The 15388-nt window shown below is 63.7% G+C and carries 15 protein-coding genes; 12 read left to right on the top strand and 3 right to left on the bottom strand.

The genetic code is table 11. The features are described from left to right. The first annotated feature begins 83 nt into the window (after nt 1-83). Genes purU through AC0ZZU_RS17460 form a run of 6 tightly spaced genes read left to right on the top strand, consistent with a single transcriptional unit; the run spans nt 84 to nt 6921 of the window. A complete protein-coding gene (purU, locus tag AC0ZZU_RS17485) occupies nt 84-950 on the top strand; it encodes a formyltetrahydrofolate deformylase (protein ID WP_476342384.1) in 867 nt (288 codons plus the stop codon). Beyond that, entirely contained in the window at nt 947-1870 is a 924-nt protein-coding gene (gene folD, locus AC0ZZU_RS17480; RefSeq protein ID WP_476342383.1) for a bifunctional methylenetetrahydrofolate dehydrogenase/methenyltetrahydrofolate cyclohydrolase FolD, read from the top strand. Before purU ends, folD begins: the two co-directional genes overlap by 4 nt. Then, complete coding sequence (locus AC0ZZU_RS17475; RefSeq protein ID WP_476342381.1) at nt 1852-3093, top strand: FAD-dependent oxidoreductase; 1242 nt, start codon at nt 1852-1854, stop codon at nt 3091-3093. Before folD ends, AC0ZZU_RS17475 begins: the two co-directional genes overlap by 19 nt. A 10-nt stretch (nt 3094-3103) precedes the next feature. Beyond that, nucleotides 3104-3412 (top strand): sarcosine oxidase subunit delta, encoded by a 309-nt coding sequence (locus AC0ZZU_RS17470; RefSeq protein WP_476342379.1) that lies wholly within the window; start codon nt 3104-3106, stop codon nt 3410-3412. Beyond that, entirely contained in the window at nt 3409-6312 is a 2904-nt protein-coding gene (locus tag AC0ZZU_RS17465) for a 2Fe-2S iron-sulfur cluster-binding protein (RefSeq protein WP_476342378.1), read from the top strand. Before AC0ZZU_RS17470 ends, AC0ZZU_RS17465 begins: the two co-directional genes overlap by 4 nt. Before the next feature lie 3 nt (nt 6313-6315). Beyond that, a complete protein-coding gene (locus AC0ZZU_RS17460) occupies nt 6316-6921 on the top strand; it encodes a sarcosine oxidase subunit gamma (protein ID WP_476342376.1) in 606 nt (201 codons plus the stop codon). A gap of 174 nt (nt 6922-7095) precedes the next feature. Here the strand turns inward: AC0ZZU_RS17460 and AC0ZZU_RS17455 are convergent, their stop codons facing one another. Then, complete coding sequence (locus AC0ZZU_RS17455; RefSeq protein ID WP_476342375.1) at nt 7096-8187, bottom strand: NADH:flavin oxidoreductase/NADH oxidase; 1092 nt, start codon at nt 8185-8187, stop codon at nt 7096-7098. A gap of 49 nt (nt 8188-8236) precedes the next feature. Between AC0ZZU_RS17455 and AC0ZZU_RS17450 the strand changes: the two genes are divergently transcribed. Continuing rightward, the gene (locus AC0ZZU_RS17450; RefSeq protein ID WP_476342374.1) at nt 8237-8572 is read left to right on the top strand and encodes an ArsR/SmtB family transcription factor; all 336 of its coding nucleotides are present in this window, start codon (nt 8237-8239) and stop codon (nt 8570-8572) included. A 47-nt stretch (nt 8573-8619) separates the two neighbouring features. Here the strand turns inward: AC0ZZU_RS17450 and AC0ZZU_RS17445 are convergent, their stop codons facing one another. Together AC0ZZU_RS17445 and AC0ZZU_RS17440 are read right to left on the bottom strand one after the other, a co-directional pair. After that, the gene (locus AC0ZZU_RS17445; protein WP_476342373.1) at nt 8620-8811 is read right to left on the bottom strand and encodes a hypothetical protein; all 192 of its coding nucleotides are present in this window, start codon (nt 8809-8811) and stop codon (nt 8620-8622) included. A 157-nt stretch (nt 8812-8968) separates the two neighbouring features. Further along, nucleotides 8969-9934 (bottom strand): LysR family transcriptional regulator, encoded by a 966-nt coding sequence (locus AC0ZZU_RS17440; RefSeq protein ID WP_476342585.1) that lies wholly within the window; start codon nt 9932-9934, stop codon nt 8969-8971. A 329-nt stretch (nt 9935-10263) separates the two neighbouring features. On the opposite strand from AC0ZZU_RS17440, the gene AC0ZZU_RS17435 reads away from it, so the two are divergent. The 5 genes from AC0ZZU_RS17435 to AC0ZZU_RS17415 all read left to right on the top strand — a co-directional run. After that, on the top strand, nt 10264-11424 hold the full coding sequence (locus AC0ZZU_RS17435) for a quaternary amine ABC transporter ATP-binding protein (protein ID WP_476342372.1): 1161 nt from the start codon (nt 10264-10266) through the stop codon (nt 11422-11424). A gap of 31 nt (nt 11425-11455) precedes the next feature. Beyond that, nucleotides 11456-12409 carry a glycine betaine/L-proline ABC transporter permease ProW gene (proW, locus tag AC0ZZU_RS17430; protein ID WP_476342371.1) on the top strand — a complete coding sequence of 318 codons (954 nt, stop codon included), beginning with the start codon at nt 11456-11458 and terminating at the stop codon, nt 12407-12409. Between the two features lie 61 nt (nt 12410-12470). After that, entirely contained in the window at nt 12471-13499 is a 1029-nt protein-coding gene (gene proX, locus AC0ZZU_RS17425; protein ID WP_476342370.1) for a glycine betaine/L-proline ABC transporter substrate-binding protein ProX, read from the top strand. Between the two features lie 120 nt (nt 13500-13619). Beyond that, entirely contained in the window at nt 13620-14939 is a 1320-nt protein-coding gene (locus AC0ZZU_RS17420) for an NAD(P)/FAD-dependent oxidoreductase (protein ID WP_476342369.1), read from the top strand. 31 nt (nt 14940-14970) lie between these two features. Continuing rightward, a partial coding sequence (locus tag AC0ZZU_RS17415; protein WP_476342368.1) for a dihydrodipicolinate synthase family protein occupies nt 14971-15388 on the top strand: 418 nt, incomplete at its 3' end.

Below are 15388 nucleotides of genomic sequence, written 5' to 3'. Positions count from 1 at the left end.
CTATAAAAGCGCAAAAGGAAATTAATATTCCTACCAAGAAATAACTCTTCGCGATCTGCCGCCACTGACCCAGAGGCCCCCATATGCACCACGCCCCCAGCCACTTCATCATTCGCGTCAGTTGCCCGGCGGTGTCCGGCATCGTCTCGGCGGTGAGCACCTTTCTGGCCGAGCAAGGTTGCTACATCAGCGAGATGGCGCAGTTCGACGACGAGGATACCGGCCGCTTCTTCATGCGCGCAGTGTTCCGTTTCAACGAGGGCCTGGCCGGCGATATCGGTCAGGTGGAAGCAGGCTTCGCCGATGTGGCGCAGCGCTTCACCATGGATTGGAGCCTGCACGGCAGCGCCCGGCCGATGCGCGTCTTGCTGATGGTGAGCAAGTTCGACCATTGCCTGACCGACCTCCTGTACCGCCACGCCAAGGGCGAGCTGGACATGCAGATCACCGCCATCGTGTCCAACCACCTCGACCTGCGCCATATGGCAGAACGCCAGGGCATCCGTTTCGTCTACCTGCCCGTCAGCAAGGACACCAAGGCTGAGCAGGAAGCGGCGCTGATGCGCATCGTCGACGAGACCGAGACCGGCCTCGTGGTGCTGGCGCGCTACATGCAGATCCTCTCCGATGACCTGTGCAAGCAACTCTCGGGCCGCGCAATCAATATCCACCACTCGTTCCTGCCGGGCTTCAAGGGCGCGAAGCCCTACCACCAGGCCTACCAGCGCGGCGTCAAGCTGATCGGCGCCACCGCCCACTACGTCACCAGCGACCTGGACGAAGGTCCGATCATCGAGCAGGAGGTCCAGCGGGTCGATCACGCCTGCGCCCCTGATGACCTGGTCGCCATCGGCCGTGATACCGAGACCATCGCCCTGTCGCGCGCCTTGAAATATCACCTCGAGCATCGGGTATTCATCAATGGCGAGCGCACGGTGATCTTCAAATGAATGCCCACCAGAACATCAAGCTGATCGACGGCAAGGCCGCCTCGGCGCGGGTGCTGGCCGAGGTGCGCGAGCAGGTCCTGGCATTGCGCGAAGGCGGCATCCAGCCGGGTCTGGCCGTGGTGCTGGTGGGCACCGATGCGGCCAGCCAGGTGTATGTGCGCAACAAGGTGCTGCGTGCGGAAGAAGTCGGCATCCGCTCGCTGGAGCATCGCCTCGACGCCAATACCACGGAGGCAACCCTGCTCGCGCTGGTCCAGCGCCTCAACTCAGATCCTTCGGTCAACGGCATCCTCGTGCAACTGCCGCTGCCTCCGCACATCGATGAACACCGGGTACTGCAGGCCGTCAATCCGCTCAAGGATGTCGACGGTTTCCACAGTGCCAACGTCGGTGGCCTGGCCCAGGGCCGGGATGTGCTAACCCCCTGCACGCCCAGCGGCTGCATGCGCCTGCTGCGTGATGCCTGTGGTGACCTGCGCGGCAAGCATGCGGTGGTGGTCGGCCGCTCGAACATCGTTGGCAAGCCGATGGCTGCGTTGCTGCTGCACGCCGATTGCACGGTCACCGTGGTGCACTCGCGCAGCCGCGACTTGCCCGCGCTGTGCCGCCAGGCCGACATACTGGTCGCCGCGGTCGGCAAGCCCCGTCTGATCGGTGCCGACTGGCTCAAGCCCGGCGCGGTGGTGATCGACGTGGGTATCAACCGCATCGACGAAGACGGCCGCAGCCGTCTGGTCGGCGACGTCGACTTCGCCGCCGCCCTGCCCCAGGCCGCAGCCATCACCCCGGTTCCTGGCGGTGTCGGCCCCATGACCATCGCCTACCTGATGAAGAACACCTTGCTCGCCCTCGACCTGCAGCAACAGGCCGCCCAGGCCCGCGCATCACAGGAGCACGCCCCATGCCTTTCGCTCTGCTGAAACACGGCCTGAGCGCCGACTATCCGGCCGAAGTCGACCTGCCGCCGCCCTGCGAGCTCAAGCCGCGCTATGACGTGGTGATCATCGGCGGCGGCGGCCACGGCCTGGCGATCGCCTACTACCTGGCCAGGTATCATGGCGTGACCAACGTCGCGGTGCTCGAGAAGGCGTACCTGGGCGGCGGCAATACCGCCCGCAACACCGCGGTGATCCGCTCCAACTACCTGACCAGCGAGGGCGTGCGCTTCTACGCCGAATCGGTGCGGATGTTCCAGAACCTCTCCAACGAATTCGATTTCAACATCATGTATTCCGAGCGGGGGCAACTGACCCTGGCGCACACCGACGCCACCGTCCGCGCCTTCCGCCAACGCGCCGAGGTCAACAAGCACTTCGGCGGACGTACCGAGATGATCGACCGCCAGCAGATCCGCGAGCTGGTGCCAACGCTCAACCTCGATCCTGGCCATCTGCCGGTGATCGCCGGGCTGTGGCACATTGACGGCGCCACCGCCCGCCATGATGCCGTAGCCTGGGGCTACGCCAAGCAGGCAGCCAAGCGCGGCGTCGAGATCCACCAGCTCACCGAAGTCCAGGACCTGGTCATCCGCAACGGCCGCATCGAGGCGGTCAAGACCAACCGCGGCACCGTGCAGTGCGGCTGCGTGGTCCAGGCCATCGCCGGGGCCAGCTCGCTGCTGATGGCCAAGGCCGGTATCCGCGCGCCGATCCATACCTATCCGTTGCAGGCCATGGTCACGCAACCCTTCAAGCCGTTTCTCGACCCTTTGGTGAGCTCATCGGCACTGCACTGCTACGTGCAGCAGACCAGCCGAGGCGAGATCGTCTTCGGTGGCGGCTCGGACCCCTACCCGCTGTACAACACCCGCTCGACCCTGGACCTCAAGGAAAGCCTGCTGGCCCATGCCATCGAGATGTTCCCTTTCATGGCCAACGCCAAGCTGATGCGCCAGTGGGCCGGCATCACTGACATGACCCCGGACTACAGCCCGATCATGGGCTTGTCACCGGTAGAGAACTACTACCTCGATGCCGGCTGGGGGACCTGGGGCTTCAAGTCGACGCCGATCTGCGGCAAGACCATGGCCGAGCTGGTCGCCAGCGGCGGCAAGGTCCCGGCGCTGATCGCCCCGTTTGCCCTGGAGCGCTTCAGCCGCTTCCAGCAGGTCAACGAGATGGGCGCCACCGCGGCCAGCCACTGAGGAGAATGCGATGAAGATCCTGACCTGCCCCTTGAACGGCCCCCGCAACATCAGCGAGTTCACCTACGGCGGCGAATTCAAGCGCATGCCCGACCCTGCCACGTGCAGCGACCTGGAATGGGCCGACTATGTCTTCAACTGCGACAACAGCGCAGGTGTCGTCGTCGAATGGTGGCTGCACAACGCCTCCAGCTACTGGTTCCTGGCCGAGCGCCATACCGTGACCGACCACGTGCTGCGCACCTTCGATCCCAAGACCGTCTTCGACCAACGCATTGACTTCGCGCTGCCCACCAGCGCCCCGGAGAACGCCGGATGAACACCGTCAACCGCCTTCCCAGCCCCATGGGGCTGCTCATCGACCGTGAGCGCCCGTTGCACTTTTCATTCGACGGCCAGCAATACCAGGGCTTCGAAGGCGACAGCATCGCCTCGGCCCTGCTGGGCAACGGCCGCTGGTTGCTGTCGCGCTCGTTCAAGTACCACCGCCCCCGCGGCCCGCTGAGCCTCGCGGGCCAGGACGCCAACAGCCTGGTGCAACTGCCCGACGAACCCAACGTGCTGGCCGACATGCAGCCCGCACGCCAGGGTCTGGTGGTGGACGGCCAGAACTACGCCGGGAGCCTGGACCAGGACCGTGATGCCTACCTCGGCAAGTTCTCGCGCTTCATGCCGGTGGGCTTCTATTACCGAGCCTTCTACAAGCCCAAAGGCATGTGGAAGGTCTGGGAGCCACTGATCCGCAAGAAGGCCGGCCTGGGCGTACTGAACCTCGAGTTCAGGCCGCAGTACTACGACAAGGCGTATCTGTTTGTCGATCTTGCAGTGATTGGCGCAGGTCCCGCCGGCCTGCGGGCGGCCCTCGACGCCGCCAATGCAGGCGCCAAGGTACTGCTGATCGAGCAGCAGCCGGTGCTCGGCGGCTCGCTCAACTATGCCCGCTTCGACGTTGCCGGCACCCGCGCCGCGCAACTGCGCAGTGGTCTGGTGGCGGCTGTTGAAGGCCATGCCAATATCCAGGTACTGACGCAGGCCACCTGCAATGCCTGGTTCACCGACAACTACCTGCCGGTGATCCAGCACAGACGCATGTACAAGGTGCGCGCCACGCGCTGTCTGGTCACTGCAGGCTCGTTCGACCAGCCAGTGGTGTTTCGCAACAACGACCTGCCCGGCATCATGCTCACCAGCGCCGCCCAGCGGCTGATGAAACTGTACGCAGTCAAGCCTGGCCAGCGCGCCGTGGTGCTGACCGGCAACGACGACGGATACCTGGCGGCCCTCGACCTGCAGGAGCAAGGCGTGGCCGTGGCAGCCGTGGTCGACATGCGCCTGGCACCCGCCGATCCCGCGCTGACCGCCGAGCTCAAGCGCCGCAACATTGCGCTGCACCTGGGCAGCACCGTGTTCGAAGCCCTGCACGAAGCCGGCATGCGCCACGTCAGCGGCGCCGAGATCCGCCGCATCACGGCACAGGGCGAGGTCGCCGAGGAAGGCATGCGCCTGGGCTGCGACCTGCTGTGCATGTCCGCAGGCTACATGCCGGTCTACCAGTTGCTCTGCCAGGCCGGCGGCAAGCTGGCCTACGAAGAGGCCCGCGCCGAGTTCGCCATCAGCAATCTGCCGGCGGGGCTGGATATCGCAGGCTCGGTCAACGGCTGCCATCGACTGGACAACGTGCTGGCCGACGCCACCCGCGCCGCCGCCGAGGCACTTGCCGCACTGGGCTTCGAAGTGCCGGCGCCGGGCGCCTTTGGCGAAGAGACCAAGGTCAACTTCCCGTGGCCGATCTTCCCGCACCCCAAGGGCAAGGATTTCGTCGATTTCGATGAAGACTTGCAAGTGCGCGACATCGTCAACGCCACCCGCAGTGGCTATCGCGACGTGCAACTGGTCAAGCGCTTCTCGACTGTCGGCATGGGCCCGTCCCAAGGCCGCCATTCGGCGCTGCCCACCGCGCGCCTGGTCGCCCAGGCCACAGGGCGCAGCATCGGCGAGACCGGGGTGACCACCGCGCGCCCCCCTTTCGAGGCGGAAAAACTCGCCCATGTCGCCGGCCGCGCCTTCGACCCCTATCGGCTGACGCCCATGCACCGCCGCCACCTGGAGGCCGGGGCCAGGATGATGCCCGCTGGCATCTGGCTGCGTCCGGCCTATTACGGCAAGCCCGAGGATCGCGAGCGCTGCATGCAGGAAGAAGCTCGCCATGTGCGCGAAAAAGTCGGCCTGATCGATGTCTCGACCCTGGGCGGTCTGGACGTGCGCGGCCCCGACGCCGCCGAGCTGCTCGAACGCGTGTACACCTTCGGCTTCGCCAAGCTGCCGATCGGCCGGACCCGTTATGCGCTGATGACCAACGAGCACGGCGTGGTGATCGACGATGGCGTGTGCGCCCGCCTCGGCGAGCGACATTACTACGTCAGCGCCACCACCAGCGGTGTCGACCGGATCTACCAGCAGATGCTGAAGTGGAATGCCCAGTGGCGCCTGGACGTGGATATCACCAACGTCACCGCCGCGCTGGCTGCGGTCAATCTGGCTGGCCCGCTGTCGCGCCAGGTGCTGGCCAAGGTCTGTGACGACGTCGATCTGTCTGGCGAAGCATTCCCGTACCTCGGCGTGCGCCTGGGCAAGGTTGCCGGTATCTCCGCGCGCATCCTGCGGGTCGGCTTCGTCGGCGAACTGGGTTACGAGATCCACGTACCGGCGCGGCATGCCGAGCGGCTGTGGGACGTACTGATGGAAGCCGGCGCGCCGGTGGGCATTCGCCCATTCGGGGTCGAGACCCAGCGCCTGCTAAGGCTGGAAAAAGGTCACGTGATCATCAGCCAGGACACCGACGGCATGACTCACCCTGCGGAAATCGACATGCAATGGGCCATCGGGCGCAAGAAACCCTTCTTCGTCGGCAAGCGCTCCATCGAGATCCTCGAGGCCCAGCCGCTCAAGCGCAAGCTCGTCGGCTTCATCCTGCCAGGCGGCAGCACCCAGCCGCTGGAAGGCCATCTGGTGCTGGACGGTCCCGACATCAGCGGCAACGTTACCTCCTGCGAGTACTCCCAGACCCTCGGCCTGATCATCGGCCTGGCCTATGCCGGGGCCCACCAGGCCGCGCCCGGCCAGCACATCCCGATCCGCGTCGAAGGCGGCGAGGTCGTGCAGGCCGAAGTCGTCACCCTGCCCTTCCATGACCCACGCAACCTGCGCCAGGAACTCTGAGCCATGTCCAGCCTGAAAGCCGAAAACCTCGTCGACCGCAGCGTTGTTTACCCGCTGCAGCACTGCGCGCTGACTGACCTGACCCACCTGCCCCGCATGGGTTTTCGCGGTACCGACAGCCCTGCCTGGCTGCAAGCGCGAGGCTATCGTCTGCCCGCGCAGCCCAACCAGGCTGTGCGCCAGGACGACGGCAGCCTGGCTGCACGCTTGTCGCAAACCGAATACCTGCTGCTAGGCAGCCTGCATGACATGGGCGCCCGCATCGCGGACGACGAAGCTTCCTGGGAGCTCGACGACAGCCGCAACTATCTGCTGCCCCGCCACGACAGCCACGCCTGGTTGCGGTTGAGCGGGCGCTGCTGTGCCGAGGTCATGGCCAAGCTTTGCGGCGTCGACCTGAGGCCCCAGTCATTCGGCCCAGGCGCAGTCGCGCAGACGTCCGCCGCGCGGATCAACGTGATCGTGATCAATGCCGGCAGCGCCCGGCTGCCGGCACTGGAGATCCTTTGCGACCGCGCCTCGGTTGAGTATTTCCAGGGGGCGCTGCTCGATGCCATGGAGGAGTTCGATGGAGGGTTGGTCGGAATCGATGCCCTGATCTCTGCCTGACAGTCCTCAAGGGTCCTGACCCTGGTCATCCCCAAGGGAGCGGACGGAGCCCGCTCCCTTATTGATCACTTGCGGTCGTTCGACGTAAGAAAATGGCAGGAGGTATACCGGGCAAAAGCAGCCGACCTACAGGGGTGGTATAGAATTCCTACCCCGGTGATGGAGACCGGCTACTCAGCGATACCGCTCCAGCCAATGCGCATACGGCGCCGGCAAGGTCCAGGAGGCCTTGTCCACGCCCAGTTCCTTGGCCGCGAAATACGCCCAGTGCGGATCCGCCAGGTGCGCACGTCCTACCGACACCAGGTCCAGGTGGCCAGCCTTCAGGGCGCCTTCCGCCAATTGCGGCGTACCAAAGCCCCAGGCCGAGGTCACCGGGATATCCGCTTCGCGGCGCACACGCTCGGCGATCTCGCCCATGAACGCCGGGCCCCACGGGATGTTGGTCTCGGGGATGGTGAAGCCCACGCTGACGCTCAGCAGATCCAGGCCACCGGCCTTGAACCGCCGCGCCAGCTCAATGGACTCGGCCAGGGTCTGCTCGTCGCGGCCGTCATACTCCAGCACGCCGAAACGCGCCGTCAGTGGCAGATGCTCAGGCCAGACTTCGCGCACGGCCGCCAGGGTTTCCAGCAAGAAGCGGCTACGGTTGTCGAAACTGCCACCGTAGGCGTCGGTGCGCTGGTTGGAATGCTCGGAGAAAAAGCTCTGGCCCAGATAGCCATGGGCAAAATGCAGCTCGATCCACTCAAAACCTGCATCACGTGCGCGGCGAGCCGCGTCGACGAAGTTCTGCTGGACCCGGGCAATGTCCTCCAGGGTCATGGCGCGCGGGACCTTGGGCAGGTTGGCGCCAAAAGCGATGGCCGACGGGGCGATGGTTTCCCAGCCACGTGGGTCGTTCTCGGCGATGTGATCGTCCCCTTCCCATGGGCGATTGGCACTTGCCTTGCGGCCCGCGTGGGCGATCTGGATGCCTGGGACCGAGCCCGCCGCCTTGATGGCCTTGACCATGGGCACGAAGGCCTGGGCCTGCTCGTCATTCCATAGACCGGCGCAGCCGGGGGTGATACGGCCTTCAGGGGCAACTGCGGTCGCCTCGACCACCAGCAGGCCTGCCCCGCCACGGGCCAGGCCGGCCAGATGCACATGGTGCCAGTCGTTGACCACGCCATCTTGCGCCAGGTACTGGCACATGGGCGGGATGGCGATGCGATTGCGCAGGGTAACGTCTTTGAGGGTATAGGGTTGGAACAGGGCTGACATGACAATCTCCGGTAGCAGATACTTACGATAGTTCGATCATAATCGAACTATGGCAATTTATGAAACCCCCGCTATCATGTCGGCCATGCGAGCCTATACCCATCCCAGCTCTGAAGACCTGAATCTTGAACGCGTGCTGTACGCCTTGAGCGACCCAGTGCGCCTGGAAATCGTGCGCTGCCTGGCCAACGTCAGTGAAGCCACCTGTGGTGAGCTGGACGGCGGCCGGCCCAAATCGAGCATGTCCCATCACTTCCGGGTACTGCGCGATGCGGGCCTGGTACACACCCGCAACGTGGGCACCACTCACATGAACTCGTTGCGCACAGCCGAGCTCGACGGCCGCTTCCCCGGTTTGCTGGGCAGCATTCTCTCGCAGGTATAGACACGGTCGCCCCCACTTCAGCTGCCACGCTGCTGGGCGCGCGACGCTTAGCGGTTACGCCTGGCGCACTCGCTCTCGGCGTCCGCCCGTGTCGGGTAGCTGGGTTTGAGGCGGTACTTCTCCAGCGTGTCGTAGATATCGAACCCCCCAAACGCAGCGCTCGAATACATGCGCACAGTCGTATGAACCTTTTCCTTCTCAACAGGCACAGCCGGAACGATCACGAATCGTGGTTGCATTTCAGAGCCTCCCCAGGCAATCCATTAACTATTAGTCTGCTGCATGAAAGGTAGCAAGCAGCCTAATGCTGGGGCGACAGACGGCAGTGGCTCATTGCCAGTGCCAGACGGCAAGGCGCCGATAAGGTGTCGTTATGAAATAAAGACTCGCCGCAGGCTACAACGACCAGCGCGAAAACTTGGAAAGCACCCAGTCCCGCACCCGCCGACAGGCATCTTCGTATTCCGTGGTTTCCTTGCAGGCCAGGTAGTGCAGGCTGTTGCGCAGGGTCACCTGCTGATCGACCGGGCGCACCAGCACCCCCTTTTCGACCATGGCGTTGACCAGCTGATTCCAGCCCAGCGCGATGCCCTGGTGAGTCAGGACCATGTTGATGATCAGGTTGTAGTCGTTGGCATGGAAGATCGGCGGGCTTTGCGCAGGGCGCTCGTCGATGTCGACATTCTGGAAGGCCAGCCAGACGCCCCAGTCGACATGTTCCGCCACGCCCGAACGCCCGAATGGGCTCAGATCAAGCAACGCGGCGTCGCGCATGCCCACGAGCGAAGCGACGCCTGGGTTTCTCTCCAGGTAAGTGGGTGAACAGACCGGGTAGATGATGTCGTGACACAGCGGATAGCTCTTGTACCCCTCGCCGACCCGCGTGAACTTCGAAATGATGATGTCGGGCTCGACACCGGGCTCCATGTTGACGAAGTTCTGCGTGGTAATCAGGTTGAGTTCGATATCCGGATTATTGGCGCGAAACTCGGGCAAGTGCTGGGATAGCCACAGCGATGAAAATGCCGGGGAACAACAAATTGTCAGCAGGTGTTTTTGCGTGGGACTGGCGCGGATTCTATCGGCGGCTTGCGCGATATTGACGAATGACAGCTGCGCCGCTTCGAAAAATACCGCCCCCGCAGCGGTCAGTTCAACCGTGCGCCCAGCGCGGGTAAACAGCTGGGCGCCCAGATAGATCTCGAGCTCGCGTATCTGTCGGCTGATGGCCGCTTGCGAGACGCAGAGCGCCTCGGCCGCGCGGGTGAAGCTTTCATACTTCGCCGCGGCCACGAACGCCTTCACAGCCCTCAAGGACGGCATTCTGAGCAACAGGGTGTCTGGATCGGCGTGTCTGCTCAGCATGATGAACACCTCAAGATCGAGTGAGGCGACGGAGGGTATCCCAAAGAAATGGCCCGGGGCCACACAGGAGTCGCAAATGCGCGCTGCCCGTCGTTTCAGCGTCTTTCGATAACGTTAGGTTATCCACCAAGCCCTGTAAATGTTGTTGGATTTGCCGGGGATATGCTTATAGATTTTAGTGAAAGCCCTGCTCTGCGGGCCAAGAATAAAAACAGGAACCTCGTCATGTATAGATATCCCTCTTGGTACTGCCCATCCGTATCACCAGCGCTCGTTATCAATTCGACGTGGAGCGCGTGCAGCGTTGCATGTACAGGAGGGACGCAATGACCAGTCCAGATGAAATCATCTGTGTGAAAAATATCTTCAAGGTATTTGGCGCCCAGCCCGATGTCGCGATGAAGATGCTCAGGGATGGCGCCACCAAGAGTGAAGTCTTCGAGAAGACCGGTCAGGTGATCGGTGTCTTCGATGCCAGCTTCAGCGTCAAGCGGGGCGAGATTTTCGTCATCATGGGGCTCTCGGGCTCCGGCAAGTCCACCATGGTGCGGTTGTTCAACCGCCTTATAGAACCCACTTCCGGCAGCATCTTCCTCAATGGCAAGGAGATCACCGGCCTGTCCGATAAAGCCCTGCTGGACGTGCGCCGCAAGGAAATGGGCATGGTGTTCCAGTCCTTCGCGCTGATGCCGCACATGAGCGTGCTGGAGAACACTGCCTTCGGCCTGGAGATTTCCGGGGTCAGTGAAACCGAGCGGCATAATCGCGCCCGGGAAGCCCTCAGCCAGGTGGGCCTCGCAGGCCAGGAACACAGCTACCCGCACCAGCTTTCCGGGGGCATGCAGCAGCGTGTCGGCCTCGCCCGGGCACTGGCGAACGACCCGGCGATCCTGCTGATGGACGAGGCTTTCTCCGCGCTCGACCCGCTGATCCGCAGCGAGATGCAGGGCGAACTGATCCGCCTGCAGGCCGAGCAGAAACGTACCATCATCTTCATTTCCCACGACATCGAGGAAGCCATCCGCATCGGCCATCGCATCGCGATCATGGAAGGGGGCCGCGTGGTGCAGATCGGTACGCCGCAGGAGCTGCTCAACCAGCCGGCCAACGACTACGTGCGCAACTTCTTCAAGGGCTTCGACAGCTCACGGGTGCTGATGGCAGGTGATGTGGCCTCGTTCGATCCCGAGGTGGTCTGCAAGCTCAATGGCAAGGCGCCGCGTTTCAAGCCTGGCACTCCCTTTGGCTACCTTGTCGATGACCGTGGGCAACTGCTCGGTGTGGTCGATGCCGACGAAACCGGCATGGCCGCCACCGACCGCTATAACCTGCACGAGCAGCAGCCGGTGTATATCGACACCCCGCTGCACGAAGTGCTCGACATTGCCGCCACCCTGCCCTACCCGGTGCCGGTGCTCGACCGGGACGGTGCCCTAAAGGGCACGCTCTCGAAGAATCAGCTGCTGCAGACCCTGAGCCGCCACTGAGCGCCCGCGACCTTCACAGAGGCAAGCCAACATGTCCGAGTTCAGCCTTCTCGACCCGTTCCAGTCAATGACCATCCCCTTGGGCGACTGGGTCACCAGCACCCTGAATTTTCTGGTGCACAACTTCCGCGATGTATTCCGCGCCATTCGCTGGCCGATCGACCAGGTCCTCAACGGCATCGAGTTCATCCTGCAAAGCATTCCGCCGAGCATCGGCATCATCCTTTCATCGCTGCTGGGCTGGCAGCTGGCAGGCAAGCGCATGGCTGCGCTGTGCTTTGTCACCCTGACGCTGCTGGGGCTGATCGGCGTGTGGTCCGAATCGATGACGACCCTCGCGCTGGTGCTGACATCGGTGTTCTTCTGCGCTGTGATCGGCATTCCGCTCGGGATCTTCTGCGCCCGCAGCGACCGGCTCGAGCAGGTGGTACGGCCGATCCTGGATGCCATGCAGACCTTGCCCGCCTTCGTCTACCTGGTGCCGGTGGTGATGCTGTTCGGTATCGGTAACGTGCCCGGCGTACTGGTAACCATCGTCTTTGCCCTGCCGCCGCTGGTGCGCCTGACCAACCTGGGCATCCGCCAGGTGCCCGAGGACAAGATCGAGGCCGCCCGCGCCTTTGGCTGCACCCCCCGGCAGATGCTCACACGCGTGCAATTGCCGCTGGCCGCGTCGACCATCATGGCCGGCCTCAACCAGTCGCTGATGCTGTCGCTGTCGATGGTGGTGATCGCCTCGATGATCTCGGTTGGCGGCCTTGGCCAGATGGTACTGCGCGGCATCGGCCGCCTGGACATGGGCCTGGCCACGGTCGGCGGCGTCGGCCTGGTGCTGCTCGCCATCTTCCTCGATCGCCTGACCCAGGCCATGGGCGCGCGCACCAGCGCCGACCCGAGCCTGCGCTGGTACCAGACCGGCCCCGTAGGCGGCGTGATGCGCCTGTTTGGCGCCGCACGGGCAGAAGGGCGGCGCAAGACTGCCTGACACATACCTCATTCGATCTGCCGCACTTTTCCAGATAAAAAACAGAAGAAGGTACGCGACCATGTCCGAATTCAAGCTCACCCGCAGCATGCTCAAGTGCGCCACCGCCCTGACCCTGACGGCGGCCGCCCTGTGCGCCCACGCCTCGGCGGAAAAACCTGGCGAAGGCGTGAAGGTCACGCCGATCTTCCCTTCCATCGCTGAAGAGCGCTTCCGTGGCGAGGTCGCCATGGAAGGCCTGCGCGAGCTGGGCTACAAGGTCCAGGAGCCGAAGGAGACCGAATACGGCGTGATGATGGTCGCCCTGGCCAACGGTGATGCGGACTTCACCGTGCACTTGTGGGACAAACTGCACGACAAGTTCTACCAGCAGGCCGGTGGCGACGATGTGATGATCAAGGCCGGCGACATCATGCCCGGCGTACTGCAGGGCTACCTGATCGACAAGAAGACCGCCGAAGCCCACAACATCAGGTACATCACCGACCTCAAGAAGCCCGAGATCGCCAAGCTGTTCGACACCGATGGCGATGGCAAGGCCGACCTGACCGGTTGCAACCCAGGCTGGGGCTGCGAGCTGGTCATCGACCACCACATGAAGGCCTACGACCTGGGCAAGTCGGTCAAGGTCAACCAGGGCTCGTACTTCGCCCTGATGGCCGACACCATCACCCGCTACAAGGAAGGCAAGCCGATCCTCTACTTCACCTGGGTGCCGCAGTGGATCTCCACCGTACTGGTCGAGGACAAGGACGTGGTGTGGCTCGAAGTGCCCAAGACCGATCTGCCTGACGGCAACAACGATGCCGATACCATGTACAAGGGCAAGAACCTCGGATTTGCCGTGGACAAGGTCGAGGCTGTCGTGAACAAGGAGTTCGCCGAGGAGAACCCCGCCGCCCTGAAGTTCCTGTCGGTCATGCAGATCACCACCGCTGATGAGAGCGCGCAGAACCTGAAGATGCAGCAGGGTGAGAAAAAGCCCGCCGATATCACCCGTCATGCCAAGGAATGGGTGGCCGCGCATCGCCAGCAGTTCGACGTCTGGCTTCAGGCCGCCCGCGCTGCGGCGACCCAGGCCAGCAACTGATCGATCATGTCTGAAGCGCCGAGGCAGGCCGTTGAGCTGCCTTGGCGCGACTTTCAAGTTGACTGCCTGCGCCCTGCATGACCAAGCGCGGTTTCGCAGCGCGGGAACCAGGACTGAACAATGACAAGAATTTCCTCCCTGCCTGCAGACGATTCCACCTGCGGCTGGTATCACCTGAGCAAGGCGCGCCAGGCCAGGCCCGCCCATCGCGGCCAGACCAGCGCCCGATGGGTGATCGTCGGTGCGGGCTATACCGGTCTCGCCACGGCGCGGCAACTGGCGCTGCATTTTCCCGATCAGGAAATCGTGCTCATCGAGGCCCAGGAGGTCGGCTTCGGCACATCAGGGCGCAACGCCGGCTTTGTCATCGATCTTCCTCACGACATCGGTGCCCCTGACTATATCGGCGACATCACCACGGCCAAGACGGTCATGAAGCTCAACCTCAGTGGTCAGGACTACCTGAAGGCGCTGGTCGAACGCTTCGGCATCGAGTGCCAGATGAAGCACTGCGGCAAGTACCAGGCGGCAGTCGAGCCACGCGGTATTGCGGTGCTCGATGCCTATCGCAGCGGCCTGGACAAACTGGGCCAGCCGTACCAGATGGTCGAAGGCAATGAGCTGCCCGAGCACATCGGCACGCATTTCTACCGCAAGGCGTTGTTTACCCCAGGCACCTCGCTCATTCAGCCCGCGGCGCTGGTCAAGGGCCTGGCCGACAGCCTGCCGGCCAACGTGACCCTGTACGAGAACACGCCGGTCACCGAGGTGGAGTACGGCGAGAAGACCGTGCTCAGGCATGCCAATGGCTCGATCACGGCCGACAAGCTGATCCTCACCAACAACGCCTTCGGCATGAGCTTCGGTTTTCTCAAGGGCCGCATGCTGCCCGTGTTCACCTACGCCAGCCTGACCCGGCCAATGACCACCGAGGAGCAGGCCCGGTTGGGAGGCAAACCTTACTGGGGCGTTATCCCCGCCGACCCGTTCGGCACCACCGTGCGGCGGACGCCGGACAACCGGCTGCTGATTCGCAACAGCTTCAGCTACAACCCCGACGGGCGCAGCAATCCCAAGTACCTGGAGCGTTTCGTCAGCCGCCACCGGGCCTCGTTCGAGCGGCGCTTTCCCATGCTGCCGGGCCTGGAGTTCGAGTACACCTGGGGCGGCGCGTTGGCGCTTTCGCGCAACCATGCAGGCTACTTCGGCGAGCTGCGCCAGAACGTCTACGGAGCACTGTGCTGCAACGGCCTGGGCGTCACCCGCGGTACTGCCACTGGCAAGCTGATGGCCGACTGGCTGGCCGGTGAGCGCTCCGAACTGATCGACTTCGTGCTCAACTCACCCGGCCCCTGCCCCAACCCTCCGGCGCCTATCGTCGCCCTGGGCGTCAACTTCAACCTGTTGTGGGGACAGTATCGCGCCGGCCAGGAAAGCTGACCGGCAACGACTCTCATCTGGAGCGACAACCATGAAATTCGAAGGCATCTACACCCCGGCGATCACCCCACTGGGCGCCGACGGCAGCATCGACAAGGCAGCCTTTGCCGAGGTCCTGGACTACCTGGTCGAGTCCGGTATCCATGGCGTGATCATCGGCGGCTCCACTGGCGAGTACTACGCCCACACGACTCAAGAGCGCCTCGACCTCGCCGCCCAGGCGAAGGATGTGCTGAACGGCCGCCTGCCGCTGATCGTCGGCACCGGTGGCATCCGCACCGAAGATGCCGTGGCCTTCGCCAGGCACGCCAGGGAAATCAAGGCCGATGCGCTGCTGGTCGGCACCCCGCCGTACGCGCTGCCGACCCAGCAGGAAATCGCCATTCACGTCAAAGCCGTGGACCAGGCCGCCGGCCTGCCGATCATGCTCTACAACTACCCCGGCCGCA

The organism is Pseudomonas sp. JE3303, assembly GCF_056312565.1.
The sequence above is the reverse complement of the archived record's forward strand: the minus strand, read 5'-3'. Positions and strand labels throughout refer to the sequence as shown.

Excerpts from the sequence above, each read along its gene's own strand:
- purU (WP_476342384.1), top strand. The coding sequence starts at position 84 with ATGCACCACGCCCCCAGCCACTTCATCATTCGCGTCAGTTGCCCGGCG.
- folD (WP_476342383.1), top strand. The coding sequence starts at position 947 with ATGAATGCCCACCAGAACATCAAGCTGATCGACGGCAAGGCCGCCTCG.
- AC0ZZU_RS17475 (WP_476342381.1), top strand. The coding sequence starts at position 1,852 with ATGCCTTTCGCTCTGCTGAAACACGGCCTGAGCGCCGACTATCCGGCC.
- AC0ZZU_RS17470 (WP_476342379.1), top strand. The coding sequence starts at position 3,104 with ATGAAGATCCTGACCTGCCCCTTGAACGGCCCCCGCAACATCAGCGAG.
- AC0ZZU_RS17465 (WP_476342378.1), top strand. The coding sequence starts at position 3,409 with ATGAACACCGTCAACCGCCTTCCCAGCCCCATGGGGCTGCTCATCGAC.
- AC0ZZU_RS17460 (WP_476342376.1), top strand. The coding sequence starts at position 6,316 with ATGTCCAGCCTGAAAGCCGAAAACCTCGTCGACCGCAGCGTTGTTTAC.
- AC0ZZU_RS17455 (WP_476342375.1), bottom strand. The coding sequence starts at position 8,187 with ATGTCAGCCCTGTTCCAACCCTATACCCTCAAAGACGTTACCCTGCGC.
- AC0ZZU_RS17450 (WP_476342374.1), top strand. The coding sequence starts at position 8,237 with ATGGCAATTTATGAAACCCCCGCTATCATGTCGGCCATGCGAGCCTAT.
- AC0ZZU_RS17445 (WP_476342373.1), bottom strand. The coding sequence starts at position 8,811 with ATGCAACCACGATTCGTGATCGTTCCGGCTGTGCCTGTTGAGAAGGAA.
- AC0ZZU_RS17435 (WP_476342372.1), top strand. The coding sequence starts at position 10,264 with ATGACCAGTCCAGATGAAATCATCTGTGTGAAAAATATCTTCAAGGTA.
- proW (WP_476342371.1), top strand. The coding sequence starts at position 11,456 with ATGTCCGAGTTCAGCCTTCTCGACCCGTTCCAGTCAATGACCATCCCC.
- proX (WP_476342370.1), top strand. The coding sequence starts at position 12,471 with ATGTCCGAATTCAAGCTCACCCGCAGCATGCTCAAGTGCGCCACCGCC.
- AC0ZZU_RS17420 (WP_476342369.1), top strand. The coding sequence starts at position 13,620 with ATGACAAGAATTTCCTCCCTGCCTGCAGACGATTCCACCTGCGGCTGG.